The sequence below is a fragment of the Aequorivita antarctica genome, from assembly GCF_007997155.1.
Classification (GTDB): domain Bacteria; phylum Bacteroidota; class Bacteroidia; order Flavobacteriales; family Flavobacteriaceae; genus Aequorivita; species Aequorivita antarctica.
Window position 1 is genome coordinate 82,989 of the sequence record NZ_VORT01000004.1, and the last position, 24,463, is coordinate 107,451.

General features: G+C 36.9%; 34 protein-coding genes. 8 read left to right on the plus strand and 26 right to left on the minus strand.

Translation table 11 applies throughout. From position 1 onward, the window contains the following. The 26 genes from ESU54_RS06845 to ESU54_RS06965 form a co-directional block, all read right to left on the minus strand. Complete coding sequence (locus ESU54_RS06845) at positions 1 to 1,350, minus strand: APC family permease (RefSeq protein WP_111845321.1); 1,350 nt, start codon at positions 1,348 to 1,350, stop codon at positions 1 to 3. 2 nt (positions 1,351 to 1,352) lie between these two features. Continuing rightward, complete coding sequence (locus ESU54_RS17805) at positions 1,353 to 1,502, minus strand: hypothetical protein (protein WP_170253263.1); 150 nt, start codon at positions 1,500 to 1,502, stop codon at positions 1,353 to 1,355. Further along, positions 1,502 to 1,657 (minus strand): hypothetical protein, encoded by a 156-nt coding sequence (locus ESU54_RS06850; RefSeq protein ID WP_235004613.1) that lies wholly within the window; start codon positions 1,655 to 1,657, stop codon positions 1,502 to 1,504. Before ESU54_RS06850 ends, ESU54_RS17805 begins: the two co-directional genes overlap by 1 nt. A gap of 335 nt (positions 1,658 to 1,992) precedes the next feature. Beyond that, the gene (locus tag ESU54_RS06860; protein ID WP_111845320.1) at positions 1,993 to 2,193 is read right to left on the minus strand and encodes a hypothetical protein; all 201 of its coding nucleotides are present in this window, start codon (positions 2,191 to 2,193) and stop codon (positions 1,993 to 1,995) included. Positions 2,194 to 2,372: 179 nt separating this feature from the next. Then, positions 2,373 to 3,908, minus strand: coding sequence for a vitamin K epoxide reductase family protein (locus ESU54_RS06865; protein ID WP_111845319.1), 1,536 nt, complete (start codon positions 3,906 to 3,908; stop codon positions 2,373 to 2,375). A 12-nt stretch (positions 3,909 to 3,920) separates the two neighbouring features. Next, entirely contained in the window at positions 3,921 to 5,015 is a 1,095-nt protein-coding gene (locus ESU54_RS06870) for an NAD-dependent epimerase/dehydratase family protein (RefSeq protein ID WP_111845318.1), read from the minus strand. A 71-nt stretch (positions 5,016 to 5,086) separates the two neighbouring features. Then, positions 5,087 to 6,574 (minus strand): NAD-dependent succinate-semialdehyde dehydrogenase, encoded by a 1,488-nt coding sequence (locus ESU54_RS06875; RefSeq protein WP_111845317.1) that lies wholly within the window; start codon positions 6,572 to 6,574, stop codon positions 5,087 to 5,089. Positions 6,575 to 6,699: 125 nt separating this feature from the next. Beyond that, positions 6,700 to 6,930, minus strand: coding sequence for an SHOCT domain-containing protein (locus tag ESU54_RS06880; protein WP_317046628.1), 231 nt, complete (start codon positions 6,928 to 6,930; stop codon positions 6,700 to 6,702). 95 nt (positions 6,931 to 7,025) lie between these two features. Then, entirely contained in the window at positions 7,026 to 7,253 is a 228-nt protein-coding gene (locus ESU54_RS06885; protein ID WP_235004612.1) for a heavy-metal-associated domain-containing protein, read from the minus strand. A 100-nt stretch (positions 7,254 to 7,353) separates the two neighbouring features. Continuing rightward, the gene (locus ESU54_RS18160) at positions 7,354 to 7,479 is read right to left on the minus strand and encodes a hypothetical protein (RefSeq protein ID WP_262712195.1); all 126 of its coding nucleotides are present in this window, start codon (positions 7,477 to 7,479) and stop codon (positions 7,354 to 7,356) included. A 162-nt stretch (positions 7,480 to 7,641) separates the two neighbouring features. Next, complete coding sequence (locus ESU54_RS06890) at positions 7,642 to 7,917, minus strand: DUF5676 family membrane protein (protein ID WP_111845315.1); 276 nt, start codon at positions 7,915 to 7,917, stop codon at positions 7,642 to 7,644. Between the two features lie 17 nt (positions 7,918 to 7,934). After that, entirely contained in the window at positions 7,935 to 8,141 is a 207-nt protein-coding gene (locus ESU54_RS06895) for an SHOCT domain-containing protein (protein ID WP_111845314.1), read from the minus strand. A gap of 11 nt (positions 8,142 to 8,152) precedes the next feature. After that, entirely contained in the window at positions 8,153 to 8,389 is a 237-nt protein-coding gene (locus tag ESU54_RS06900) for an SHOCT domain-containing protein (RefSeq protein ID WP_111845313.1), read from the minus strand. 18 nt (positions 8,390 to 8,407) lie between these two features. Next, the gene (locus ESU54_RS06905) at positions 8,408 to 8,626 is read right to left on the minus strand and encodes a heavy-metal-associated domain-containing protein (RefSeq protein WP_111845312.1); all 219 of its coding nucleotides are present in this window, start codon (positions 8,624 to 8,626) and stop codon (positions 8,408 to 8,410) included. A 20-nt stretch (positions 8,627 to 8,646) separates the two neighbouring features. Then, the gene (locus tag ESU54_RS06910) at positions 8,647 to 8,886 is read right to left on the minus strand and encodes a hypothetical protein (RefSeq protein ID WP_111845311.1); all 240 of its coding nucleotides are present in this window, start codon (positions 8,884 to 8,886) and stop codon (positions 8,647 to 8,649) included. Positions 8,887 to 8,912: 26 nt separating this feature from the next. After that, positions 8,913 to 9,392: a hypothetical protein gene (locus ESU54_RS06915; RefSeq protein WP_146848091.1), complete on the minus strand. Its 480-nt coding sequence runs from the start codon at positions 9,390 to 9,392 to the stop codon at positions 8,913 to 8,915. 171 nt (positions 9,393 to 9,563) lie between these two features. After that, positions 9,564 to 9,803 carry a hypothetical protein gene (locus ESU54_RS06920; RefSeq protein ID WP_111845309.1) on the minus strand — a complete coding sequence of 80 codons (240 nt, stop codon included), beginning with the start codon at positions 9,801 to 9,803 and terminating at the stop codon, positions 9,564 to 9,566. Positions 9,804 to 9,839: 36 nt separating this feature from the next. Continuing rightward, positions 9,840 to 10,313, minus strand: a complete 474-nt coding sequence (locus ESU54_RS06925) for a DUF302 domain-containing protein (protein WP_111845308.1) — start codon at positions 10,311 to 10,313, stop codon at positions 9,840 to 9,842. 11 nt (positions 10,314 to 10,324) lie between these two features. After that, positions 10,325 to 10,711: a DUF302 domain-containing protein gene (locus ESU54_RS06930; protein ID WP_111845307.1), complete on the minus strand. Its 387-nt coding sequence runs from the start codon at positions 10,709 to 10,711 to the stop codon at positions 10,325 to 10,327. Positions 10,712 to 10,715: 4 nt separating this feature from the next. Beyond that, the gene (locus ESU54_RS06935; protein WP_111845306.1) at positions 10,716 to 10,907 is read right to left on the minus strand and encodes an SHOCT domain-containing protein; all 192 of its coding nucleotides are present in this window, start codon (positions 10,905 to 10,907) and stop codon (positions 10,716 to 10,718) included. A 71-nt stretch (positions 10,908 to 10,978) separates the two neighbouring features. Next, on the minus strand, positions 10,979 to 11,536 hold the full coding sequence (locus tag ESU54_RS06940; protein ID WP_146848092.1) for a hypothetical protein: 558 nt from the start codon (positions 11,534 to 11,536) through the stop codon (positions 10,979 to 10,981). A gap of 49 nt (positions 11,537 to 11,585) precedes the next feature. Continuing rightward, positions 11,586 to 11,777 (minus strand): SHOCT domain-containing protein, encoded by a 192-nt coding sequence (locus ESU54_RS06945; RefSeq protein WP_111845304.1) that lies wholly within the window; start codon positions 11,775 to 11,777, stop codon positions 11,586 to 11,588. Between the two features lie 69 nt (positions 11,778 to 11,846). Then, on the minus strand, positions 11,847 to 12,527 hold the full coding sequence (locus tag ESU54_RS06950) for a rhodanese-like domain-containing protein (protein WP_111845303.1): 681 nt from the start codon (positions 12,525 to 12,527) through the stop codon (positions 11,847 to 11,849). Between the two features lie 243 nt (positions 12,528 to 12,770). Beyond that, a complete protein-coding gene (locus ESU54_RS06955; RefSeq protein WP_111845302.1) occupies positions 12,771 to 12,974 on the minus strand; it encodes a hypothetical protein in 204 nt (67 codons plus the stop codon). Between the two features lie 199 nt (positions 12,975 to 13,173). After that, positions 13,174 to 13,431 carry a hypothetical protein gene (locus ESU54_RS06960; protein WP_235004611.1) on the minus strand — a complete coding sequence of 86 codons (258 nt, stop codon included), beginning with the start codon at positions 13,429 to 13,431 and terminating at the stop codon, positions 13,174 to 13,176. 58 nt (positions 13,432 to 13,489) lie between these two features. Next, positions 13,490 to 13,912, minus strand: coding sequence for an HYC_CC_PP family protein (locus tag ESU54_RS06965; protein WP_111845301.1), 423 nt, complete (start codon positions 13,910 to 13,912; stop codon positions 13,490 to 13,492). 270 nt (positions 13,913 to 14,182) lie between these two features. On the opposite strand from ESU54_RS06965, the gene ESU54_RS06970 reads away from it, so the two are divergent. The 8 genes from ESU54_RS06970 (at position 14,183) to ESU54_RS07005 (ending at position 24,122) form a co-directional block, all read left to right on the plus strand. After that, positions 14,183 to 14,599 carry an HYC_CC_PP family protein gene (locus tag ESU54_RS06970; protein ID WP_111845300.1) on the plus strand — a complete coding sequence of 139 codons (417 nt, stop codon included), beginning with the start codon at positions 14,183 to 14,185 and terminating at the stop codon, positions 14,597 to 14,599. 135 nt (positions 14,600 to 14,734) lie between these two features. Then, positions 14,735 to 18,475, plus strand: coding sequence for an efflux RND transporter permease subunit (locus tag ESU54_RS06975; protein WP_111845299.1), 3,741 nt, complete (start codon positions 14,735 to 14,737; stop codon positions 18,473 to 18,475). Then, entirely contained in the window at positions 18,472 to 19,689 is a 1,218-nt protein-coding gene (locus ESU54_RS06980; protein ID WP_111845298.1) for a TolC family protein, read from the plus strand. The genes ESU54_RS06975 and ESU54_RS06980 overlap by 4 nt, the downstream gene beginning before the upstream one ends. A gap of 49 nt (positions 19,690 to 19,738) precedes the next feature. After that, the gene (locus ESU54_RS06985; RefSeq protein ID WP_111845297.1) at positions 19,739 to 22,105 is read left to right on the plus strand and encodes a multicopper oxidase domain-containing protein; all 2,367 of its coding nucleotides are present in this window, start codon (positions 19,739 to 19,741) and stop codon (positions 22,103 to 22,105) included. 17 nt (positions 22,106 to 22,122) lie between these two features. After that, the gene (locus ESU54_RS06990) at positions 22,123 to 22,317 is read left to right on the plus strand and encodes an SHOCT domain-containing protein (protein ID WP_111845296.1); all 195 of its coding nucleotides are present in this window, start codon (positions 22,123 to 22,125) and stop codon (positions 22,315 to 22,317) included. A gap of 135 nt (positions 22,318 to 22,452) precedes the next feature. Next, positions 22,453 to 23,085 carry a DUF3347 domain-containing protein gene (locus ESU54_RS06995; RefSeq protein ID WP_111845350.1) on the plus strand — a complete coding sequence of 211 codons (633 nt, stop codon included), beginning with the start codon at positions 22,453 to 22,455 and terminating at the stop codon, positions 23,083 to 23,085. Then, positions 23,086 to 23,538, plus strand: coding sequence for a heme-binding domain-containing protein (locus ESU54_RS07000; protein ID WP_111845295.1), 453 nt, complete (start codon positions 23,086 to 23,088; stop codon positions 23,536 to 23,538). 23 nt (positions 23,539 to 23,561) lie between these two features. Beyond that, positions 23,562 to 24,122, plus strand: a complete 561-nt coding sequence (locus tag ESU54_RS07005; protein ID WP_111845294.1) for a DUF3347 domain-containing protein — start codon at positions 23,562 to 23,564, stop codon at positions 24,120 to 24,122. Positions 24,123 to 24,463: the final 341 nt, after the last annotated feature.

The window sequence follows — 24,463 nt, forward strand, 5'->3', positions numbered from 1 at the left end:
TTAATTATTTTCATTACTTGTAGTTTCCATTCCCATTGGCATTTTACCTTCATCGTCTGTATGGGAAATCATAAATAGTCGTTCCGCAACAATTATTAAAATAATTCCAATAGCTGCAACGATAAGCACCAAAGGGTCATTTAAGTATTTTAAATAAAGAAAGGCAGTGAGCACCGCGATATCCATTACAATGGCTATTAAGGGAATGAGAGGTTGAAATTTCACTTCTTTTTTTAGGTGGCGGAAAAGCCCCCAGTGAATTGCAATGTCCATAATGAGATAGAATATAGCTCCTATGGACGCAATCCTTGTTAAATCAAGTAGCGCAGTGAGTAAAATGGCAAGTGAAACCGTGAATATGAGGGCGGGATTTTTAAAGTTCCCCATTCTTTTTAGAGATGGAATCTGCTTCATATTACTCAACATAGCCAGTAAGCGTGATGCCGAAAATACACTTGCGATAACGCCTGAAACTGTTGCTACAATGGCTATAGCTATGGTAATCCAAGAACCCCATTCCCCAAAAACAGGTTGTGCAGCAGCCGCCAATGCATAATCTTTTGCTTCGATTATTTCAGGAATGCTTAAACCTCCTGCAACAGCCAATGCCAAAGCGACATATATGACCGTACAGATAAGAATGGAAAACACAATGGATTTCCCGAGGTTCTTGTGTGGATTTTTAATATCTCCACCCTGATTTGTAATAGTAGTGAACCCTTTATAAGCAAGAATCGCCAATGCCAATGCAGCAACAAACCCGAATCCTTGTGGCAATGCTTCGGTATTTTTTGGGATATAGTTTCCAGTAATATCTGCAAATCCAGAAACTATTAGACCAGCAATGGCAAGTATTGCTATACCCGCAACTTTAATAATTGCCGTAAAGGTGGCGGTTGTGCCAATTACTTTATTACCTAGAATATTCACGATATAAGCTGTTACCAAAAGTAGAATACCAAGAACGGATGCGTAACCAGCAAAACTATCTGGGAACAAGCGAAGTGTATAGGCGCCGAAAGTGCCTGCTACCAAACTTTCTGAAACTACCATTGAGACATACATCAATAAAGAAAAGACACCTGTTGTAGTTCCTGGGCCATAGGATTTATTTAAAAATTTAACGACACCTCCAGAAGAAGGAAAAGCGTTTGAGAACTTTACATAGGAATAAGAACTGAAACCCACCACAATGGCACCTGCAATAAAGGCAATCGGGAATAAATCGCCTACCAACTCTGCTATTTGCCCCATAAGCACGAATATGCCAGCGCCAATCATTACGCCTGTACCAAGAGATATGGAACCTATTAGGGATAGCTTATTATTTTCGCCTTTGCTTTTTTTCATAGTTAAATTATTTCGAATGAAAAGATTAAGCTCTCAACATCAAAACCTATTTTATCTGCCAAACTGAATTGCAACATTGGCAACCGATATTCTGGCACAAACAACGATTCTGTTAAACCAAAGAGCATCGTAATAAGGCTCATTTTGAGCATTATCTGCACTTTTTAAGAATATCCAGTGGGCTTTCTTTCTTTGATTTTTGATATGGGATATCTGCTGGGATAAAGAATATCCAAGCGATTAATATGACCCAGATAATCCACCATATTAGGTGCATTCCTCCAAAACTTCCATTGTAATAGTGCATAATTTTTAGTTCTAAATTGTTATTAATTTATTTTCCTTAATTGTATAGCCCAAGCCCATTGAGTTGTTTTTGTAACTCGTCAACTGAAATAGGTTTTTTATAGTAATAAATGCCGCGCCTTTTGGATTAAAAAAAAACTTCTGTTTTTTCTATGGAAGAATGGGCTTTCAAATTTTTTTTAACCCTGAAAACAAGACCTCCACAACCCATAGAGTCTATTTGAAATTTTCTTTTCACAACTCTTTTACTATAAACCTATATAGCATCAGCCTTAAAACCAGCATTTTTCCCTTCTATCTTTTCATTTTCAATAATTACTTGTCTTCACTATTTCTTTAGATGATGTAACGGTCAAAAGTTCCATAGCTTTCGCTGATTTTACCTTTACTAAAACTTAAACCTATCAGCAGAATACCGGAAGCTATTGCTATCCATAGCTCATTGCCGGATGGGTCTTTTAATATAATGCTTGCTGCAATGAGCCAAATTGCAAATGCTATATTTAAAAACCATAGGGAGCGACCTACCTCAGCCATGGCAATTACTGTAAATGTTACAATCAGTGGAGTTGTTGAGGCTTGTAATCATTCTGATGCATCCTTTTTAAGACCTTGTTTTCGTGTAAGCATTGATTAATTTTTAATAATACCAGAAACGCTTTTAAACTTTATTGGTCCTTGCAAATGCGCTACCGTATTAACAATACAAATCTTTTTTAAAACACATATTTATCCCAAAGGCCATATTTTTCCTTGATTTTCCCTTTTGAAAAGGAAAGGGCTACTACGAAAAGCCCGGCCAGGCTACTGCTAATAGTTAGCGACATATTGCTATCTTTTATTATCCAGGGCATCACAGCCAGTGCCAGACCTAACAATACGTTGAAATAACGAAAACTTCTCAGTACTTCAGCCATGGCCACTACGGCAAAAACGATCACGAGTGCTCCTCCCAAATGGTTCAAATTGGCTGCGGATGTTTCTATTCCCATCCGGAAAACGAACGGAGAAATCATCAACCAAAAGCCAATAATTACAGAAACTGTTAATTGCCAAGGGGCAGTCATTCCCCATATTGATGATTTGAAAACCTTCCATGGGTTTTCAACAAATGTTACCAATTCAGGGGAACGTTGATCGTTTTCAGTGGAAATTGCATCTCCACCTTTCCAAAACACTTTCCATAACGAATCCCCTTTTTGTTTTCGTTGCACCATGTGTTGCCACATGGCAATAACTTCATCAATTTGCAAGGGAATCATAGGAAGCATAATAATGGCAGAAAACAGGCAAAGGGCACACCAAGCGCCAACAGTAAGTGGCTGGGAAATCACTAAGAATATACTCACCAAACCTAGTGGAATGACCAAAATACCAAAAAAAGTAACCATCCAGGGCATAGTACGCCATCGGGAAGTGCCTCCCATAAATCCCATCAGAAATTCCAGAGTATAGGCGAGCGTGCCAAGTGCAGCATCTGAAATGGGCCAGCTATGCGACATTTTGGAGTTCAAAACGTTTAAGGTTCCTTCCCCAAAAAATGGATCCCACGCAATATCTTTATAGCCCAATTGAAATGCTCCCAAATAGCGGGAAGCCAGCCACCCTATAAATGCCAGACCAATCATAATAGAGCGCTGTGGCCAGCTAGAGGGGTTGTAACTCCAACCAGTAGGCACATTTCCTCCCATTTTCATAAACAGGATCATATTTGGCATGCCGGGTATGAGGATGGATAAAGCAATAATTAAGACCCCAACCATGGTGCCGTTATAATAGGCTACAGCAGTTGGTGCCCAAAATATGAGCGGGGCCATGCTAATCCATATCCCGATAAAACAAGTGATCCAAACACTATAAGGACGGTTAGGCTTAAGGGATCGCCAACCAAAAATAATCAGTAACAATCCACTGATGATATCACTCCAATACATGGCGGCGATACGATCACTAAGCGACAACCAGACAGGTCTTCCTCCGGCAGGTGCTACTACATTCTTTCCATAATCAAAAGTGAGTGGTGAAGCGATCATCCAAAAACCTAACAATACAATCACCCAGTAGACCCAGAGTGTTTGATTGTGGTGATCCTTCAGCATTTTCATGCGATCATCTGCACTCATTTTCATGGCACCCATGTCCATATCCATGTGCTCATGCCCTTTTTTGTGTTCGTGGCTTTCCATGTCCATCATTGGACGGGTGACGCCTCGTGATCCCATGCCTTCCATTTTGTGTGGTTTATCTGTCATAATTTTCAGGGTTTAGCCTAGTTTATTGTCTTTGTAAAATTTCTCTGGATTGGCCTTTAAGTTGTCAATCATTTTTGGCAAGGTATCTCGCAAACCGTGTTTAGGTTGCCAGCCCAACAACTTTTTAGCCTTGGAACTATCCATTTCAAAATGGTCATCGGCCAGATCTATCATCCAGGGTTTTATAAAGGCTTTGCCAAACAGGTTCTGCATAAATGCCCCAGCTTTGGCAAACCACTTTGGTATGGCGATGATGGGCATTTTTTTGCCATGAATTTCTGTGCTGATAATGTCTTGGAGTTCCTGATAGGTAAGCGTCTCATCATCACCAATATTAATAACCACTTCTGCTTGTAGGTCTTTCCGTTTGTCTATGGTCAATGCTATCGCATTGATGAGATCATCCCGGTGTACATAGGTGCTGCCATGGGCGGTGTTGGCAGGATAGAGTCGTGCTGAAAGTTGTTTTTCATAGATGCGCTGAACCTGATTGGTGATGGGGATTGAACTGCCTACTTCACTGTACACGCCCGCTATACGCATCATCACTACGGGAATTTTGCCCCGTTTTTCATGCATTACTTTTTCGGTCGTGACTTTAGATTTAGGATAATCCCATTTGGGTTCCAAAGGTGATTCTTCCGTAATCAGCACCCCAGGTGAAGAAGGTTTGTACACCAGCATACTGCTTGAAAAAATGAATTGCTCCACTTCAAAATCCTGCAAGTATTTCAGCATCCGCTCTGTGCCTTTCACTGTGACTTTATCATACAGATCAGAGGGTTCCCCCAGAAAATCATAATAAGCCGCCAGGTGCACTACCGAAGCTATTTTGTTGCCGTAGGCGTAGCGGATTCTTTTAAAGGCAAAGTCCATTCGTGCGTCACTGGTGAGGTCTACACATACACATTCTGCCTCTACCGGTGGAAAAGGATAGCCATCTTGGTCAAATCCAACCACATGGTATTTTTCAGAAAGCTTATGAATTAAGGCTGAGCCTATCATTCCGCTGCTTCCCGTAATAATTATTACTTCCTTATTGGGTTTTTGGGCTCCAATATCCGTTTGTGAATTCTGATTCTGTATATTTTTGTTGCTTGTTTCCATTGCTTTATTTTTTTAATTTAAAATATGACAATAGCCGACACTTTGTAATCGGCTACTGTCATATCATTCTTTTAAAATGGATCTGATATTCCACTTACACGGATGAGTTTTTTATTTACAAATTCCTGTATCCCTAATTCAGAAAGTTCACGACCGATGCCTGAACGCTTTGTTCCACCAAAAGGAAGATCGGCTTGTGTCCAGGTAGGATGATTGATAAAGACCATTCCGGTAACTATCTGATCGGCAACTTTTTTTCCACGTTCAATATCATTGGTGAATACGGAACCACCTAATCCAAATGGGGAATCGTTTGCAAGTTCAATCGCTGCCGCTTCATCTTTTACGCGATAAAAAGAGGCAACTGGTCCAAACAATTCTTCATAGTAAGCTGGCACATCTGGTGTTATGTCTGTAAGAATGGTGGCTTCCATATAAGCGCCTTTGCGGTCGATCCGTTTTCCTCCCAATAAAATTTTTGCCCCCGCTGCAACAGAACGTTTCACCTGGTCATCTAAATGAACTGCCGCTTCCTCGCTTGATACAGGTCCGAGCTGCGTATCTTTGTCCATTGGGTCGCCAGCTTTTAATGCGCTTAGTTTTTCTTTGAATTTTTCCAGAAATTCATCGGCCACAGTTTCCACTACAATAAAGCGTTTGGCAGCCACACAACTTTGACCAGTATTGTTCATCCTGCCAATCACGGCCCATTCAACTGTTTTATCCATATCGGCATCTTCCAAAACAATAAACGCATCACTGCCCCCTAATTCTAGAACAACTTTTTTAAGATTTTTTCCTGCAGCTTCGGCAAGGCTTGCACCTGCTTTTTCACTTCCTGTTAAGGAAACACCTTTTATTCTTTTGTCAGAAGCTAATGCTGATGCATGTTTGCCTGTGATGAATAAATTGGTATATAGTCCTTCAGGAGCTTCAGCCTCTTTGAACAGTTTTTCAATAGCAGCAGCACATTGTGGTACATTAGAGGCATGTTTAAGCAATATAGTATTGCCCACCATAATGTTGGGAGCTGCAAAACGAGCTACCTGATAAAAGGGGAAATTCCAGGGCATCACACCAAACAATACACCAATGGGACTATTTCGTATTATAGCCTCTCCATATTCAGGTTCAAGGACTTTATCGGCAAGAAAAGTTTCTCCGTGATCGGCATAGTAATCTAAGATATCGGCACTCAAGTCAATTTCACCTTCGCTTTGTTTGAGCAGTTTGCCCATCTCCAAAGTAATTAGTTTGGCCAGAGAGTCTTTTTTCTTACGCATCAACGAGGCGACTTTATGTAAAAGATTTGCCCGCTCCTTATAAGAAGTTTTTTTCCAATCCTTATAGGCATTGTCTGCACCAGATATTGCTGATTCAATTTCATGTTCTGTCATTTCTTCAAACGACTTCACCACTTCGTTAGTGGCGGGATTTACTGTTTTGATAGAAGCTTTTTTTTGTTTGTCGCTTCCGTTTTCTTTTTTATCAGCACTGTTTTTTCCCTGTTCTGATTTATTTTCTAAACCTGTTGGTTCATTTTCGATTGTTGTTGACATTTTATTTGAATTTTAATTATTAGTGAGATTTTTTAAATCTTAAATTATAAATAGCCGCCACACAAGCACCGATTTACAACCCAGAATTAATGTTTGTTCATTCGTTTAATTTATCTGTTTATTTATTAATCATTCTCTTTTGACAAATCTTTTTCAAGAAGTGCTTTATGTTCCTGATAATTTTCTTTTGTTATTTGTCCGGCAGCAAAACGCTTTTGCAAAATATCAAGAGGAGAATCTTTCTTTTTTCTTTGTCCGGGAATGTCGAAGGGTGTTGCGAAAATCCAGAATATAAAAATCATCCAAATAAACCACCATATAAGGTGCATCCCTCCGATGTGATAACCGTCATACATATACATAATTTTTGCAATTTAAATTGGCCCTTCAGTTCCGCTGTTACCCGATTTTTTACTAACCAAAATTTTTAAACGGGACATAATAAGTTTAATTAAGCTGTCCTAAATTCCGTAATGGTGTAATGCGTATTCTTTAATGCATCTTGAAGTGTATCGGCTTTAATTACTGCGGAAGAAGTAATTTCTGCTTCCTTCTTTGCCAAGTCAACTTGCACGGATGTTACACCAGGAGTAGCAGACAATTTATTTTTAACTGTTGTAACGCACCCGCCACAACTCATACCACCAATGTGGTAAGTATGCTTGATTGAATTCTCCATGATTTTTAATTTGTTTATTTATTCAGATACACTGTTTCCCGTTCTTCAGTCTCGCTGTTGCCCGGTATAATTAATTTTTCTTTACTAAAGTCATTCCACACTAATGGTATTTGCCCAGCTTATCTGAGATTGCTTTGGGATGCATTGGGCAGGTAAATGTTCCTGCACTCATGTTTTCTTGTGAGCCTTGATTTGAGCTATGAAGCAATAAATCATTTCGACTCATTTTTAGTTTTGAGGCTTTTCATTTTTAAAGGCTTATGAACTTTCAGTATAGCGATTTTCTCAATCCAAAAGTTTTATTTCCAAACCGTTTGTTACATGCCCCCACAGAGAGATATAGATTAAAATGAATTGGATAAAATCAATATTCTGGGGAAATTATAGCTTATCGTCTTTTGATTTGAGCATTGTAAAATGCTCCAATACAAGCACCAATCAACCAGCCCAGAATGAAGGTTTGAACGATACCAAAAAATGCTTCCAATAAGGGCACGTCCATTCTAATGAGACTAGTAGTGTCCAAGCCGTGCAATAGACTGTTGAAAAAGATGATTGAACCTTCCTGTCCTGCTGTTGCCATTACTATCATACAGCCTAAATAAATTATAGCACCTGTTAGCCCGAAGGCAAAACCGAGCTTTTTTATGTTTAATCGATACATAGTTTTATATTTTTGAGTTAGTTTTCTGATTTTAAAATCGTTTTTGATTCTTCAAATTCTTCCTTGGATATTTTGCCTTGCACAAATCTTTTTTTTAAAATATCCAATGGGCTTTCCTTCTTTGTTTTTTGATAAGGTATGTCTGTGGGAATAAAAAATATCCAGGCCAAGAAAATGAACCAGACAATCCACCATATAAAATGCATACCGCCGTAGTGATCCATAATATTAGTTTTTAAGAATTAATGTTTTTAGTACTGTCTGAAGTCAAAATCTTTTTTGACACTTCAAAATCTTCCTTGGATATTTCGCCCTTGGCAAAACGCATTTTCAAAATATCCAGTGGGCTGTCTTTCTTTGATTTTTGATAAGGGATGTCTGCTGGAATAAAGAATATCCAAGCGATTAATATGACCCATATAATCCACCATATTAGGTGCATTCCCCAAAAACTTCCGTCGTAATAGTGCATAATTTTAGTTTTAAATTGTTAAAGATTTATTTCAGTTATTGTATATCCCTCCAATGCATTGAGCTGCTTTTGTAGCTCGTCCACTGAAAGGGTTTCCTTCATTGTGATAAGTGTAGCTCCTTTAGGTGCTAGGAAAATTTCTGCTTTTTCAATATCAGGATGCGCTTCCAAGGTCTTTTTGACCATTGCCACACAACCGCTACAACTGATTCCGTCTATTTGATATTTTTGTTTCATCTGTATATAATATTTGTTTTTTAATGGTGATGACCTTTGTGTTCTGAGTCACCTTCCTTTCTTTTTCTGTTCAAATTTTCATCAGACAGCCCGTGGGTATGGCCGCCGTGCTTCATAGGCATCAGTAAGTGAAAGGCAAACATTACTATAAAAAAAGTAAATAGTGCCGTACCCCCTCCAATACCCAAGGATGGTGCAAAGAATATAAATAGGAGTGGTAACCCACAACCAAGAACCATCCATAACCAATGATTTTTCATAATTTTAATTTTTAAGTTGTTATGAATTAGTGATGTTCTTTATAGTCATCTTTAGTTGGAGTATCCATATTGCCCAACTTATTCATTCCCTGCATATCCATTCCTTTATCGCCCATCATCTTTGAGCAGGATTCCATACAGTCCTCACTCATCATCCCTTTTTGGTGCATCATTTTCATCATTGTTCCCATCATTTTTCCGTCATTCATCATTCCGTTCATCATTGAGCGCATCATTGTACTGTCTTTCATCATCATTTGCATGTTTTCTCCCTTTATCATGGAGCCCATCATCTTGTTGTTGCCCTGCATCATTTCCATGGCATTTTCGTCGTTTTGCAAATTTGCCATAAACTCTGTCATATAACCCTCATTCTGGGCAATGGCATTATAAACCTCTGTGCGGGATTCATGAGTTTCCATTAATGCTTGAGGATTTGTTTCTTGCATGCAACTGTTCAGGCTTAAAAGCCCAATTGTAGATAAAATAATTACTAGTGTTTTCATAATATTTAATTTTTAGATTACTATTTATTTAATTTAAGTTTGTGATTATTTTTAGTTGTATGTTCATACTATTGTTTCGTTTAAGTTCTCGATACAAAGAGCATGAATTGAAGTTTTCAGGATCACGACGAAAACCTCAGTTCTTTATAGCTCTTTTAGACCGAAAAACTATTAAACCCGTACTAACTCAAGTTTTAAAGGGAAGCCTAGTTCAATTAAGAGAAGTTTAAAAGAATCTAAATTGAAAAGTATTGGGTTAAATTCAACATATAGTTCCTTAGCTTCAAGGCATAGTGCCATAATTCCGGATAATTCTAATAAAGGTTTAAATTTTTGACGAAAAGTTTCTTGTTCTTCTGCTGTGAGATTTTTATTTATTTTCAATATCTCAAGGTTAAATGAATTTTTCATGACTATCTATTTTTAAGATTTATTAAATATTTTCAATTATAGTTTTACGTTAAGTTGCTCGATATTATCAAGTACTTTTTTTAATGTTTCCTTCGTGTTTTTTGCCACCTCCATTACATCTTTTTTCATGGAGGACGACCAAGTAGTTTCGGTATCCTCTATGGACACTTCTATAATGGAATTATCTCCCACATCTTTGATGGTTAAATTGCACGGAAAAAGAATGCTCATTTGAATGTCGCTAGAGATCAGTTTTGATGCCATTTCTGTTTCACACACCATTAGAATGAGGTGCCGTGGCATCTTGTTAAACCTAGAGTTCAGATACTGTTTTACGTCAAATTCACCAACAAGGTCAATGCCGAATTTCGCAAGGCTATTTTTTACGTTTTGCACTGTTTCTTCAAAAGTCATGCTACCAAACCTCCTCGTAATACAGTAAGGGGTGTTTTGACTTTCTGAATAATTTTGTTGCGAAACCTGTTTGTTTTTTTCATTGTCATTTTCCATCGTTTCCTTTTCTAAAGTTTCTCGATTACATGTTCCAATTTGTCCGAAATATCACTTGCGATTTCTGCCAGAATATTATTTTCGACCGCCTGCATGGATGCCATTGGATTTACCGCTGCAACTTCTATGACCCCTTTTGATACTTCCTGGACAATAACGTTACAGGGCAACATGGTGCCTATCTTATCTTCGGCTTCCAATGCCTTATGGGCATAGGGTGGGTTACAAGCTCCAAGTATCCTATACTTTTTAAAGTCTACATCCAGTTTTTGCTTTAGGGTTTCAGTTACATCAATCTCTGTGAGTATCCCAAAGCCTTCTTCTTTCAATCCTATTGTGACCTTATCGATAACCTCTTCAAAAGTGCCTTTGATTGTTTTATTAAAATAATACTTCATTGTTTTAATTTTTAGTGTTCAACGTTTGTTTTTGTTCTTCATATTCTTCTTTGGATATTTCGCCCTTGGCGAATCGGTTGTCCAGAATATTCTCAGGATTTTCTCTCTTCTCGTTATTTTGTCTATTTCTTCCATTGTACAGAAATACGCCCAATACAAGTACAACCGGTATCAATATCCACCACCACATCATCATAATTTTATAGATTTAATAGTTAACTAATTGTTTTATTTGTAGTTATCCCAATCTTAAGAGCAGGAATTTTATTATTCTTCATTTTTCATTTTCCCTTTCATCTTCTTCATCATTTCAGGATTTTTTTCTATCATTTTCTGCATCATTTCTTCCATCATTTCAGGGTTGTCATTCATCATTTCCATCATCTTTGGTTTCATCTCCTTTTTCATCATTTCGTTATTATGGATTTCATCCATAAGCATTTTACGACCCTTTTCACTCTCCATCATTTTATCGAGCATTTTGGATTGCATCTTTTGCATCATTTCCGGATTTTTTTCCATCATCATCTGCATATGGGATTGCATTTTTTCTTTCATTTCAGGGTTTTTTTCCATCATCATTTTCATATTTCCAGTTTCCATCATTTGCATATGGTTCTGCATTATTATCTTTCTTGCTCCTGCATCTTGTTGTGCTAGGTCGATAAATTCGCTAAGTTGGCTTGGGTTCGCAATTATTTCCTGGTACACAGCATTTCGATTAGCTTGAGCTCCCATTGTTTCAGTAGCGTTAAATGCTGATTTACAGCTAAATAATGTACCCACTGCACCGATAATCATTAAGGTTTTTACTATTGTTTTCATTTTGATTTGAATTTAGATTAATACTCGTTTATATAAAATTGTTGTTTATTCATTTTTTTGAATCAATGTCCCGTTTTATTTCTTCGTATTCTTTTTTGGATATTTCGCCCTTGGCGAATCGGTTGTCCAGAATATTCACAGGATTTTCTCTCTTCTCTGTATTTTGTTTATTTCTTCCATTGTACAGAAATACGCCCAATACAAGTACAACCGGTATCAATATCCACCACCACATCATCATAATCGTATAGTTTTAATAGTTAATAATCCCTAAAATTCATTACCCAACTGGGAATAGTCATTACTACTTTCATAATTTTTGTACCGGAAGACCTAATGTAATCCAGTCATGCATTCCTCCCCTGTAATATAAAATTCTATCAGCAGGATAACCTGCACCCAAGAGATTCTTTATAGCTGTTGATGACTGTGGGCATTGTGGGCCATTGCAAAAAAATATGCTGGGGTTGCTCTCGTCCAATTCCTCCATTCTTCCTACCAACTCGTCATAAGGAATATTTTTTGAGCCTGGAATAGTTACTCCATCAGAGGTATCGGGTTTTCGCGCATCGATAATGGGCAAACCCTTCATGTGGTGCTGATATACTTCTACCTCACCAACCGTATGCACGGATTGTGCTGCCTTTATTGATTGAATACTGCCCCATGTTACATCAACTTCCACTAAGCCAAGTTCTGTTCCTATATTTTTGGGAATCATATGGTTCTTATCTCTTTTAGGGATTCTAATCTCTGATATATCCGTATTTCTTGCCTTTAGATCATTTATTATATCTATTTCGGGCATACCAACAGATGCTACTTTTTCATCTACAATCAATAACGGTGAGTGTTTCAATTGATATTTTTCAAATATTTCGGGATGTTCTTCAAAATAATTTACTTTGTAGGGCAACCAAGCTTTTTGAAGCACTTTCTCTAGCGAAGGCCTATGTTGACAACTTTTGGTTGCCGCTATTATAATTTCCATAAGAATTTTCTTTAATTATTTTTAGTGTTAAAAACTGTTTTAAATTTTATATCTCTAGTATTTCGATGAATAGTGTATTTTGGCTTTCAAGAATTATACATTTATAAGAATTGATACCGCCTATTTTCTTTAATTGGTGTTTGTATGATAATTCCTTTCGTAACGTCATTATTTCAAATTTTCAGCCATCATATGATTTTTGAGGCCATTCTATCCATGGAATGTCTTTTTCAATATCAAAAGCTATTTGTTGTTTTTTCTGGAATTAAAAAATATTACCATCAATATTATTAAAATTAGAGGTATGGCAATCCACCAGCCCGTATGCATTCCCCAATAATAGTAATCTCCGTTATTGTGCATCATTGTGTTTACACCTGAATCTTGTTTGCAACTGTTTAAGCTTAAAAGCCCGATTGCGGATAAAATAATTAGTAGTGTTTTCATAATTTTCTATTTTTATTGATTTAAACATTTATTTATATTTTATAAATCCATTCCCAACAATCCATAAACCGTAGTTGAGGGAATGGCTTATTAGCTATTAACTATCAGATTTAAAAAGGTTTTCAATCTTTTTTAATTTCTTATTTGTTGAGTACGTTTTCATTATCATTCAATTTTTTTAATACGCCATTTCTTGTTATTACCTTCTAACTCCTGCCAAATTCTCCGAAATCAATTTGGATGTTATGGTAGGTGGATTTTTGCTGTCGTTTGCTGAAGGAGGGATATGAATGGCCAATTGTGTTAATTGGTCCATGGTATTTCCATCCTGATCTACTACTACCTCAAAATAGTGATAGTTCACTACGTCCTTGTTAAAGATATCGTTATGACCAATCGTTTCTTTTTCAACTTTTAGTACCAATGCCTTAACAGATTCAAAGTTGGTGGCATTCAAGAATTGAGGCGTAATGACGAAGTTGTGCAGATTAATTTTAACCTGCGATGTAGAAATTTTAAATTAAGAAGGTCTCGTTGAGAATAATTATATCTGTAGATAGGAGAGGAGGCCTATAGGTTTGAAAAGAAATTACATTTTCCTCTAGTCCCTCAAAAAGATTAATATAGGTATAAAAGAAAGTATTGATGAAAACAAGATTCTCATTTTCTAATATGATATTGGATTTTTTGAAGGTATCATCTCCTTCTTTGACAATGGTTTGGTTGCTACAGCAATCTTTCTCTTGTAGGGTAGTGCATTGTTTGGAAGTATTATCTTTTTTATGAACTATGTCCTTACAAGATTCTGTTTTACCAAAAAAAGCTATATCCACCAATTCATTACAACAAAAGTGCATATCTACCGAAAAAGAAGAGGTAGAAAACAGTATGAAAACTGCTAAAAAGAAGGATAATATTCTAGTAAATAAAGGTTTCACGTTTTAAAGGTATGGAATTATATTAAACATTCAGTGTTTTTAAGTTTCCGAGTAATTTTCCAATTAATTAATTGTCAATAGTTTATGGTTTTTTTATAATTTAAGTGCTTGCTAAGATAATTTTAAAGTTTCTTCAAGAATATGACTTTTGTCATATTAATTTTATTTATCAAAAGTATAGAAGTGCTCCGAGAGAATTCTTATATTTCAAATCCAAAAAAATATTAAACGTTCACTGTGTTGTTTTTTTTATATATATTTGTGGCATTAATGAAAAAGGTTCTCCATAAAATATTATCTTTTTGTATGGCACTTATAGTGCTATTATCAACTGTGTCTTTTACTGTTGCTAGCCATTATTGTGGCGATATTTTAGTGGATTCTTCCTTATTTGGACACGTTGAGACCTGCGGCATGGAGAAACAACAATCCAAGAATGATTGTAAAAGTGAAGTTCAGGATGATTCTTGCTGTTCAGATAAGCAAGTAGTTGTTGAAGGTCAGGATGACTTAAAAATATCTTTTAACACCTTAATTTTTGAGCAACAAGTCTTTGTTGCAAGTTTTTTCCATTCTTATATTAATCTCTTTGACACTCTAGATACGAACATCGTTTCTTTTAGAGATTATGCAGCTCCCTTTCTCATACGGGATATACAAAAGCTACACGAGACGTATTTAATTTGATTTTAAACAGTTTCCGATAAATATCGGGAAGATTTGCCCTATGGATACAACCATTTTGGGCTCATTTTGTTGTGTTTAATTTTCTGAGTTGATCAGAATGTTGCACCAAGTATAACTGTTTAAAAATCAATACCAATGCTAAATAAAAGCATAAAATTTCTCATAGAGAATAAACTTGTAGCTGTTTTACTACTTGTTTTATTTGTGGGTTGGGGTGTTATAAATGCCCCGTTTGAATGGAATACTGGCTCGTTTCCACGTAACCCTGTAGCTGTTGATGCCATCCCTGATATAGGCGAAAATCAACAAATTGTATTTACAAAATGGGATGGTCGTTCCCCACAAGATATTGAGGACCAAATTACCTATCCGTTGACTACATCGCTTCTAGGTATTCCGGGAGTTAAGACTATACGTAGTTCTTCTATGTTTGGCTTTTCTAGTATCTACATCATTTTTGAAGAAGATATTGAATTTTACTGGAGCCGAAGCCGTATTCTCGAAAAATTGAATTCATTGCCATCCGGTTTACTTCCTGAAGGTGTTAACCCAGCTCTGGGACCAGATGCGACTGGTTTGGGACAAATTTATTGGTACACCCTTGAAGGTCGTGATAAAGACGGAAATGTAACTGGTGGATGGGATTTACAGGAATTGCGAAGTATCCAAGATTTCTATGTGAAATACGCATTGTCTTCAGCAAGCGGTGTTTCTGAAGTAGCTTCTATTGGTGGCTATGTTTTGGAATACCAAGTAGATGTCAACCCAGAGTTGATGAAACAGTATAAGATTGGTTTAAACGAAGTAGTTAAAGCAGTTAAACAAAGTAATAAAGATGTAGGGGCGCAAACCCTAGAAATCAATCAAGCGGAATATCTTATACGGGGCTTGGGATATATTAAATCCATAGCTGATCTTGAAAACGCTGTGGTTTCATCAGAAAATTTTACCTCAATACGGTTAAAGGACATTGCCAAAGTTTCTCATGGGCCTGCAACTAGAAGAGGGATTTTAGATAAAGAAGGAGCAGAAGTGGTTGGTGGTGTTGTGGTAGCACGCTATGGTGCAAACCCGATGGAGGTTATTAATAACGTCAAGGAGAAAATAAATGAATTAAGTTCTGGTTTACCTTCTAAAACATTGAGTGATGGTAGAACGTCGCAGCTTACAGTTGTCCCCTTTTATGACAGAACAGAACTTATTCAAGAAACATTGGGAACGCTGGACGAGGCGCTATCATTAGAGATCTTAATTACCATTTTCGTAATTGTCATAATGGTATTTAATTTAAGAGCTTCGGTTTTAATATCTGGTCTCTTGCCAGTAGCGGTATTAATGGTTTTTATTTCGATGAAGCTATTTAATGTAGATGCCAATATAGTTGCCTTATCTGGTATTGCAATTGCTATTGGTACCATGGTAGATGTTGGTGTTATTCTCACTGAAAATATACTGCGGCATATCGATGAAAATGATGAGGACGTGCCAATGAACACCGTCGTTTATAATGCGACTTCCGAGGTCTCTGGGGCTATATTGACGGCGGTAATGACTACAATTATAAGTTTCATTCCTGTATTCACAATGATTGGTGCTGAAGGTAAATTGTTTAGGCCATTGGCATTTACCAAAACTTCAGCCTTAACAGCATCCTTAATTGTGGCTTTATTTTTAATTCCACCGTTTGCAGCTTATTTGTTTAAAAAGCGCAACATAAAAACTTCCTTTAGTTATATGTTAAATGGGGCATTGGTCATTCTAGGTATTTTGGCAGTTGTTTTTGGATACCCCCTGGGATTAATATTAGTGGCATTTGGTGTAGTAGGTATCCTCTCGCTAAAAGAAAAGATTACCCCTAAACGTGCTAATATCATTAACATATTTGTGTCTGCCTTTGCTATTATATTTTTATTGGCAGAATATTGGAGGCCATTGGGAGTAGACCGAAGCATCTTTATAAATTTTATTTTTGTCGGTCTTATTTGTTTTGGTCTTCTTGGAGTGTTTACACTTTTTAGAAATTATTATGTGCGAATTTTAAATTGGGCATTACGCAATAAACTGTTATTTCTTTCCGTACCTACTGTCATTATAATTTTAGGGGTGTTGATTATGCGCGATACTGGTGAGGAATTTATGCCATCTCTTAATGAAGGTTCCTTTCTGTTGATGCCCACGTCTATGCCTCACGCTGGTGTTGAAGAGAATAAACGGGTATTGCAACAATTGGATATGGCGGTAGCTAGCCTCCCAGAGATTGAAACAGTCGTTGGTAAAGCCGGTCGTACAGAATCGGCATTAGATCCAGCACCTTTATCAATGTATGAAAACATAATTCAATACAAATCAGAATACAAACTAAACGACAAAAGGAAAAGACAGCGCTTTAAAGTAAATGAAGATGGATTATTTGTTCTCAAGGATGGAAGTTTGGTTACAAATCCAAATAACGAAATAGAGGATAACAATTCTAATTACGAAGCATCCAAAATTAAAAACCCGTTCTCTGTGACTAATTCACAACTTATTCCAGATGATGATGGGGAATACTTTAGAAACTGGAGGCCAGAAATTAAATCCCCAGATGATATTTGGAAGGAAATTGTTAGGGTTACAAAGCTTCCCGGAGTTACTTCAGCACCTAAGTTACAACCTATTGAAACACGATTAGTGATGTTGCAAACAGGAATGCGAGCACCAATGGGAATTAAGGTAAAAGGGCAGGATCTAAAAGAGATTGAAGCCTTTGGATTGCAATTGGAAGGCTTGTTGAAACAATCAGAAGGGGTTAAGAATGAAGCCGTATTTGCTGATCGTATTGTAGGTAAACCCTATCTATTATTGGATATAGATAGAGACCGACTTGCCCGATATGGAATTACCGTAGAACAGGTGCAGCAAGTTATACAGGTGTCCGTGGGAGGGATGGTACTAACACAAACCGTGGAAGGAAGAGAGCGCTATGGTATCCGAGTGCGCTATCCAAGGGAGTTACGTGCCAATCCAAATGATCTGAATGACATTTATGTTCCTGTGGAAAATGGAAGTCCGGTTCCACTAAGTGAGCTTGTTACTATTAGATATGAGAAAGGGCCGCAAGTAATAAAGAGTGAGGACACTTTCCTAGTTGGGTACGTTCTTTTTGATAAAATTGATGGTTTTGCTGAAGTGGATGTAGTGGAAAATGCACAAGCTCTTATCCAAGGAAAAATCGATTCTGGAGAATTGATTGTGCCTAAAGGTATCAATTATAAGTTCACGGGGACGTATGAAAACCAGTTACGAGCAGAGAAAACCTTATCAGTTGTTGTGCCTTTAGCGTTGGCGATTATCTTCTTGATTTTGTATTTCCAATTCCGTTCGGTAGCTACATCCTTGATGGTTTTTACTGGAATTGCTGTTGCCTTTGCAGGTGGATTTTTAATGATTTGGTTTTATGGTCAGGATTGGTTCTTAAATTTTAACTTCTTTGGAGAAAATTTACGAGACCTGTTTCAAATGCACACCATCAATTTAAGTGTTGCTGTTTGGGTTGGGTTTATTGCTCTGTTTGGTATTGCTACCGATGATGGTGTGGTAATGGCAACATACCTCACACAAACCTTTGATAGAAATACACCAGAAACAAAACAGGAAATTAGAGCTTCTGTAGTGGAAGCAGGAGAAAAACGTATTCGCCCGTGTTTAATGACAACTGCAACTACAATTCTTGCTTTACTGCCTGTACTAACATCAACTGGTCGTGGTAGTGATATAATGATTCCAATGGCAATCCCTTCATTTGGTGGGATGTTAATTGCACTTGTAACCCTATTTGTTGTACCAGTCTTATTTAGCTGGAAACAAGAATTTCAATTAAAAAGAGCTACAAAATGAGATATATAATTTTAATAGCACTTGGTTTTTTCGCTTTCGCGGAAGTAAATGCACAAGATTTAGCATCCTATATTCAGGAAGCTGAAAAGAACAATCCCGAAATTCAGGCTTTTGAACTTCGCTACAATATAGCGGAAGAAAAGGTAAATGAAGCTGATTGGATACCGAATACAGAAATTGGCGCAGGCTACTTTGTAAGTGAACCTGAAACCCGAACAGGAGCGCAACGTGCACGTTTTTCGGTAAAACAAATGTTGCCGTGGTTTGGAACCATATCAGCAAGGGAAAATTATGCCTCGTCAATGGCCGAAGCCCAATTTGTGGAAGTGACCATCGCAAAACGAAAGCTCGCGCTTTCTGTTTCCCAATTCTATTACCAGCTCTATGAAATTAGGGCAAAGCAGGAAGTACTTGATGAAAATATAGCACTCTTGCAAACCTATGAACGCCTTGCACTCACTTCCTTGGAAGTAGGAAAGGCATCAGCTGTAGACGTGTTGCGTTTACAGATTAGGCAGAACGAATTACAACAGGAGAAAGACGTTTTGATTCAGCAAGACAAGGGCATACAAGCAGCCATAAACGGTTTGCTGAACAGGGAATACGATAAAGATGCGTTAGTGGTTTCTTCTTTGGAAATTCCAGAAGAGGACAATTTTTATAGTTACGAAGCCTTGTCTGTAAACCCAGAATTGCTCAAATATGATAAGCTTTACGAATCAGTCGTTCAATCGGAACTTTTGAATCAACGGGAGGCCTTGCCAATGCTCGGTTTTGGATTGGATTATATACCCGTTTCTGAAAGAACGGATATGAGTCTAATTGACAATGGGAAAGACATCGTGATGCCAATGGTTTCAATTACTATTCCCATTTTCAATAATCGGTATAAGTCAATTTCAAAACAAAATGAACTGCGTAAACAGGAAATAGAATTCCAAAAAGATGAGAGGTTGAATGTGCTAGTGGCTGAATTATCAAAGGCAATTTCTCAACGCAATCAGTCGCGAATTAAATTTAACACACAAGAGAAAAACCTAAAACAAGCTGAAAATGCCGAAGAAATTCTCATTAAGAATTATGAAACAGGAACTATTAATTTCAACGACGTCCTAGACATTCAGGAATTGCAATTGAAGTTTCAAATGGGACAGATTGAGACAACAAAGCTTTATTATGTTCAAACCGCTCTTATTAATTATTTAACTAATTAATTATGAGTATAGTATAATAAATGAAACATAAATAAATAAAATTTTTAAAATGAAAAATATACAGCTTATTATAATTCTTATCGTAACCAGTAGTCAGACACTTTTCGCACAGTCTGTGGAAGGCAACGTTGATAATTTACCGGTAAAGGAATATACCATTACTCTTCGTGAAGAAATGGTTAATAAAGCTGGTAAGGAAGTAAAGGGTATGACTGTAAATGGAACAATTCCTGGCCCAATACTCGAATTTACTGAAGGCGAGTATGCGGTCATTTATGTGAAAAACGAAATGAGCGTTGAAACTTCGGTGCATTGGCACGGAATTCTTTTACCGAATTTTAACGATGGCGTTCCTTATTTAACTACGCCACCCATAAAGGCAGGAACTACTTTTAAATATGAGTTTGCAATCAATCAAAATGGAACATATTGGTATCACTCGCACACAATGCTACAGGAACAAAGCGGTGTTTTTGGCTCAATTGTCATCCATCCAAAAGAAGAAAACTTGGATTACGATAAAGAATTGGTGTTGATGCTGTCTGACTGGACAAATGAAAAACCAATGAATGTGCTACGAAACCTTAAGCGAGGCAATGAGTGGTACCAAATGAAGAAAGGCACATCTACACCTTTAAATCAAGTAATAGCAAGAGGTGCTTTTGGCGCACAATTAGATTTCTGGCGCCAACGTATGGAAGGTGCGGATATAGCAGATATTTATTATCCTGCGTTTTTAGTGAATGGAAAAGAAGTAGCGGAATATCCTGAATTTCAACCGGGCGAAAAAATACGGTTACGGATTATCAACGGTGCTGCCTCTTCACAGTTTTGGATGACTTTTGGTGGGCAATCACCAACAATGGTTTCGGCTGACGGAAAGGACATTGTTCCTGTAAAACGAAGCAAAACCTTTATAGCCATTGCAGAAACCTACGATTTTATTATTACAGTTCCCGAAAATGGCAAAATTGAGTTTCGATCAATGGCACAAGACGGTTCTGGTACTGCGTTGGCATACATTGGTAATGGTAAAATTCTTCCTGCGGAAATTGTACCGAAACCTGACAAAATCCAAATGATGCAGAAAATGGCGAAAATGAAAATGAAAATGGGTGCGCACGCTCTTAAATTTCAACCAGGTAAAGACGAACGTTTTGAAATGAAAGAGGAATATGGAATGCAGATGGATGATATGAAAAGGATGGAAATGGATGGTACTATGAAAATGGATCATTCCAATATGAAAAAAGATAAGATGTCTGACGGTATGAAGATGGATTCTACAATGACACATATGGATCATAATAAAATGGAAAATAGTGATATGAAAATGGAAGAACCTGCAAAGTCTAAAACAATGGATATGAATGGTAAGGACTCAAACACTATGCAGGGAATGGATATGTTTTCAGAATATAATTATGATTATTTGAAGTCCCCTGAAAAAACAACCTATGCGCCAGATATACCTGTAAATGAAATTTTATTGAACCTCACAGGGAATATGAGCCGATATATATGGAGTATGAATGGGGTCCCGCTAGCCGAAACTGATAAGATAAAGATAAAAGGAAATCAAGTTACCCGAATCAAATTGAATAACCTAACAATGATGCACCATCCAATGCATTTACACGGTCATTTTTTTAGAGTCATTAATAAAAATGGGGAATACTCGCCTTTGAAACATACCGTGAATGTTCCGCCAATGCAAGAAGTAACTATTGAGTTTTATGGAGATGAATACGGAGACTGGTTTTTCCATTGTCATATTTTATATCATTTGGTGGGTGGTATGGCTAGGGTAATGAGCTACGATACGCCTAGAGATACTAGAATGGAAGCATATCCTGTTTCAAAATTAATTCACGAAACAAATCAATGGTATTCGTGGGGAATGGTTGATGCTGCTTCTCATATGACCGGTGCGACTTTAATGACGTCCAATATTAGAAACCAGTTTACGCTATCGGCGGAATACGGATGGAATGAAAACATTGAGGCGGAATTTACATACGAACGCTATCTGCACGATTATTTCCGTGTTTTTGGTGGTGTGAATGTCGAAAATGAAGGAGAAAATAGTCTTGATGAGATTAGTACAACTGCAATAGCGGGAATACGATACTTAACACCCTACCTGTTTAATCTGGATGTTCGTATGGATAGTAAGTTACGTCCACAAATTAGTTTGAGTCGTGCGATAACTATTTTTCCGAGAACTGTTGTTTTTGGAGTGTACGAGTATCAAGCAGACTTTGGATGGGTGGACGACTTACCACAAGATATTAATTTTAAAAAAGAAGTAGTCTGGAGTGCTGGAATTGAGTATTTCCTGTCGATTAATTTATCAATTATGGGTAGCTATGACAACCGTTTTGGTGCAGGTGGAGGACTATCGGCAAGATTTTAATAACTAAAAATAGAACTATGGACTACAAATGGGATTTTATAATCGTTTTCGGTGTAATAATATTAGGCATTTTCATCTATGCAGGAAGAAAGAAAATAAAGAGTGCCAAGAGTTCAAAGGCTATGGATGTATTGAATAAAAGGTACGCACAAGGAGAAATAACCAAAGAGGAATATGATGAAATCAAGCAAAATATAAACTCAAATAAATAAGAATAAGAGACAATGCAGTAGTTTGAAAGACATATAACTAGAGTATAAGTAGATAATTAAGCGGTATAAACAGTTATTTCAATAGAGTAAACAATGAATTTAAATCAAATATCAACAATTAAAATCAAAAACAAAATGAGCAAATTAAAATCAACATTAGGTATAGTTGCAATTGCATTTATAACCTTAACCGCAGTGTCTTGTAAAGACAACAAAAAGGAACAAAATAATACTGAAGGAAACCATTCTGAAATGAATGCAGATGAAGATCATTCAAAAATGGATCACGACAATAGTGATGGTCATCACGATAGTGATAAAAAAGAAATGGCAATGAGTGGAGACGGCGATTCAGAATTGATATTGAAAGATTACTTCAATCTTAAAGATGCCTTGGTTGCAGATAATAACGCTAAAGCCAAAGACCTGGGGGCAAATCTTGTGACGAGTTTAGGAAATCTTGATATTTCATCAAATTTTTCGGATACCCAAAAAATCGAATTAAAGGATATCATAGAAGACGCTGTAGAGCACGCAGAACATATTTCTGAAAGTGACATAGACCATCAGCGAGAGCATTTCAAAATATTGAGCAAGGACGTAACCGATATGGTTGCCATTACGGGAACTGAAAACACTCTGTACCAGCTGTTTTGCCCAATGTACGATGGGGGTAGTGCTTGGTTGAGTATGAGCAAGGAAATTAAGAATCCTTATTACGGAAGTAAAATGCTGGATTGTGGCGAGGTACAAAAGGAGATTAAATAAATGAGGATTGTTAAGATCATAGTATTAGTATTACTGGTAGCATTTGTGGGAATTCAATTTATTCCGGCTGAACGCAATCAAAGTGACACTGAACCGTCAACTGATTTTATGCTGGTCAATAATGTACCAGAAAAAATTCAAAAAAAGTTACAGGTATCCTGCTATGATTGCCACAGTAATAATACTCAATACCCTTGGTATAATAAGATTCAACCAGCTGCTTGGTTTTTGGAGGATCATATCAAAGAAGGGAAGGCTGAACTTAATTTCAATGAATGGGATTCATTATCAAGCCGAAGAAAAGCAAGTAAATTAAGGTCTATTATCAAGCAGATTGAAAGTGGCGAAATGCCTTTGGATTCTTACACTTTGATTCATACAGATGCAACCTTTTCAGAAGCTGAAGCAGCAGAAATGATCAATTTTATCACACAATTAAAAGACAGTTTATAAATAATAATTAAATATAATAAAAAATGAAAAATCTAAAAATGAGTATAGCAGCAGTGCTATTGTTAGCAGTTTCTTTTACCAACGCACAGGAAAAGGAAAAAATGAACCACGATCACGGAGATATGAAAATGGACCATAGTAAAATGACAAATATGAAAAGTGATGCAAAAGCAGAAGCAATTTTAAGCGATTACTTCAATTTGAAAGATGCTTTAGTAGGAGATGACACCAAAAAAGCAGCCCAAGAAGGGTCAAAATTGGTAGCTTCTCTTAAAGCTTTTGATGCCAGTAGTTATTCAAAAGAAAATCAAGAAGAATTGGCAGATATTATAGAAGATGCGACCGAGCACGCCGAGCATATTTCTGAAAGTGCAATAGACCATCAACGCGAACATTTTAAAACCTTAAGTAAGGATATAACAGATTTGGTTGCCATTACGGGAACAAAAAGCACGCTTTACGAACAGTTTTGCCCAATGTATGATAAAGGTAGTGCGTGGTTGAGTACAAGTAAAGAAGTGAAAAATCCATATTACGGCAGTAGAATGCTTAAATGCGGAAAAGTTCAAAAAACTATTCAATAGACAATCCCTTGTAAAAAAATCTTTTCGATGTTTTGGTTATGAGTTAACAGAAAGATGGAAGATGATAAGGATCTCTGAATAGTTATTAAGTCCTGTCCTGGGAAGGAAAACAAGTTTAATAGTTAGTGAAATCCTTCCCGTGTCAGGCACAATGAAATTTGAAAAAGAAAAGTTGATTTGATTAATAGCAGTCTGAACAAGGGGGATAGATTAAATCCCTAAAATATTAACGTATCTCTTCCTATGTTAGGCAATAACAAACTTATGATGAAGAGAAGTTTAGTGAAGAGTACTTGATTTTGAGGGGTGAATATTTTAGTTAAACGGTTAGTTTACCTCTC

Bases quoted from the DNA above. Each gene is read 5' to 3' on its own strand.
- ESU54_RS06885 (WP_235004612.1), bottom strand. From the start codon at position 7,253: ATGGAGAATTCAATCAAGCATACTTACCACATTGGTGGTATGAGTTGT.
- ESU54_RS06955 (WP_111845302.1), bottom strand. From the start codon at position 12,974: ATGAAAACACTACTAATTATTTTATCCGCAATCGGGCTTTTAAGCTTA.
- ESU54_RS06930 (WP_111845307.1), bottom strand. From the start codon at position 10,711: ATGAAGTATTATTTTAATAAAACAATCAAAGGCACTTTTGAAGAGGTT.
- ESU54_RS06985 (WP_111845297.1), top strand. From the start codon at position 19,739: ATGAAAAATATACAGCTTATTATAATTCTTATCGTAACCAGTAGTCAG.
- ESU54_RS06975 (WP_111845299.1), top strand. From the start codon at position 14,735: ATGCTAAATAAAAGCATAAAATTTCTCATAGAGAATAAACTTGTAGCT.
- ESU54_RS07005 (WP_111845294.1), top strand. From the start codon at position 23,562: ATGAAAAATCTAAAAATGAGTATAGCAGCAGTGCTATTGTTAGCAGTT.
- ESU54_RS06950 (WP_111845303.1), bottom strand. From the start codon at position 12,527: ATGGAAATTATAATAGCGGCAACCAAAAGTTGTCAACATAGGCCTTCG.
- ESU54_RS06905 (WP_111845312.1), bottom strand. From the start codon at position 8,626: ATGAAACAAAAATATCAAATAGACGGAATCAGTTGTAGCGGTTGTGTG.
- ESU54_RS06860 (WP_111845320.1), bottom strand. From the start codon at position 2,193: ATGGCTGAGGTAGGTCGCTCCCTATGGTTTTTAAATATAGCATTTGCA.
- ESU54_RS06880 (WP_317046628.1), bottom strand. From the start codon at position 6,930: ATGTATGACGGTTATCACATCGGAGGGATGCACCTTATATGGTGGTTT.
- ESU54_RS06925 (WP_111845308.1), bottom strand. From the start codon at position 10,313: ATGGAAAATGACAATGAAAAAAACAAACAGGTTTCGCAACAAAATTAT.
- ESU54_RS06845 (WP_111845321.1), bottom strand. From the start codon at position 1,350: ATGAAAAAAAGCAAAGGCGAAAATAATAAGCTATCCCTAATAGGTTCC.
- ESU54_RS06900 (WP_111845313.1), bottom strand. From the start codon at position 8,389: ATGCACTATTACGACGGAAGTTTTTGGGGAATGCACCTAATATGGTGG.
- ESU54_RS06920 (WP_111845309.1), bottom strand. From the start codon at position 9,803: ATGAAAAATTCATTTAACCTTGAGATATTGAAAATAAATAAAAATCTC.
- ESU54_RS06995 (WP_111845350.1), top strand. From the start codon at position 22,453: ATGAGCAAATTAAAATCAACATTAGGTATAGTTGCAATTGCATTTATA.
- ESU54_RS06990 (WP_111845296.1), top strand. From the start codon at position 22,123: ATGGACTACAAATGGGATTTTATAATCGTTTTCGGTGTAATAATATTA.
- ESU54_RS06980 (WP_111845298.1), top strand. From the start codon at position 18,472: ATGAGATATATAATTTTAATAGCACTTGGTTTTTTCGCTTTCGCGGAA.
- ESU54_RS06865 (WP_111845319.1), bottom strand. From the start codon at position 3,908: ATGACAGATAAACCACACAAAATGGAAGGCATGGGATCACGAGGCGTC.
- ESU54_RS07000 (WP_111845295.1), top strand. From the start codon at position 23,086: ATGAGGATTGTTAAGATCATAGTATTAGTATTACTGGTAGCATTTGTG.
- ESU54_RS06970 (WP_111845300.1), top strand. From the start codon at position 14,183: ATGAAAAAGGTTCTCCATAAAATATTATCTTTTTGTATGGCACTTATA.
- ESU54_RS06890 (WP_111845315.1), bottom strand. From the start codon at position 7,917: ATGTATCGATTAAACATAAAAAAGCTCGGTTTTGCCTTCGGGCTAACA.
- ESU54_RS06945 (WP_111845304.1), bottom strand. From the start codon at position 11,777: ATGATGATGTGGTGGTGGATATTGATACCGGTTGTACTTGTATTGGGC.
- ESU54_RS18160 (WP_262712195.1), bottom strand. From the start codon at position 7,479: ATGAGTCGAAATGATTTATTGCTTCATAGCTCAAATCAAGGCTCACAA.
- ESU54_RS06935 (WP_111845306.1), bottom strand. From the start codon at position 10,907: ATGATGATGTGGTGGTGGATATTGATACCGGTTGTACTTGTATTGGGC.
- ESU54_RS06870 (WP_111845318.1), bottom strand. From the start codon at position 5,015: ATGGAAACAAGCAACAAAAATATACAGAATCAGAATTCACAAACGGAT.
- ESU54_RS06915 (WP_146848091.1), bottom strand. From the start codon at position 9,392: ATGAAAACACTAGTAATTATTTTATCTACAATTGGGCTTTTAAGCCTG.
- ESU54_RS06895 (WP_111845314.1), bottom strand. From the start codon at position 8,141: ATGGATCACTACGGCGGTATGCATTTTATATGGTGGATTGTCTGGTTC.
- ESU54_RS06940 (WP_146848092.1), bottom strand. From the start codon at position 11,536: ATGAAAACAATAGTAAAAACCTTAATGATTATCGGTGCAGTGGGTACA.
- ESU54_RS06850 (WP_235004613.1), bottom strand. From the start codon at position 1,657: ATGCACTATTACAATGGAAGTTTTGGAGGAATGCACCTAATATGGTGG.
- ESU54_RS06875 (WP_111845317.1), bottom strand. From the start codon at position 6,574: ATGTCAACAACAATCGAAAATGAACCAACAGGTTTAGAAAATAAATCA.
- ESU54_RS06910 (WP_111845311.1), bottom strand. From the start codon at position 8,886: ATGAAAAATCATTGGTTATGGATGGTTCTTGGTTGTGGGTTACCACTC.
- ESU54_RS17805 (WP_170253263.1), bottom strand. From the start codon at position 1,502: ATGCTCAAAATGAGCCTTATTACGATGCTCTTTGGTTTAACAGAATCG.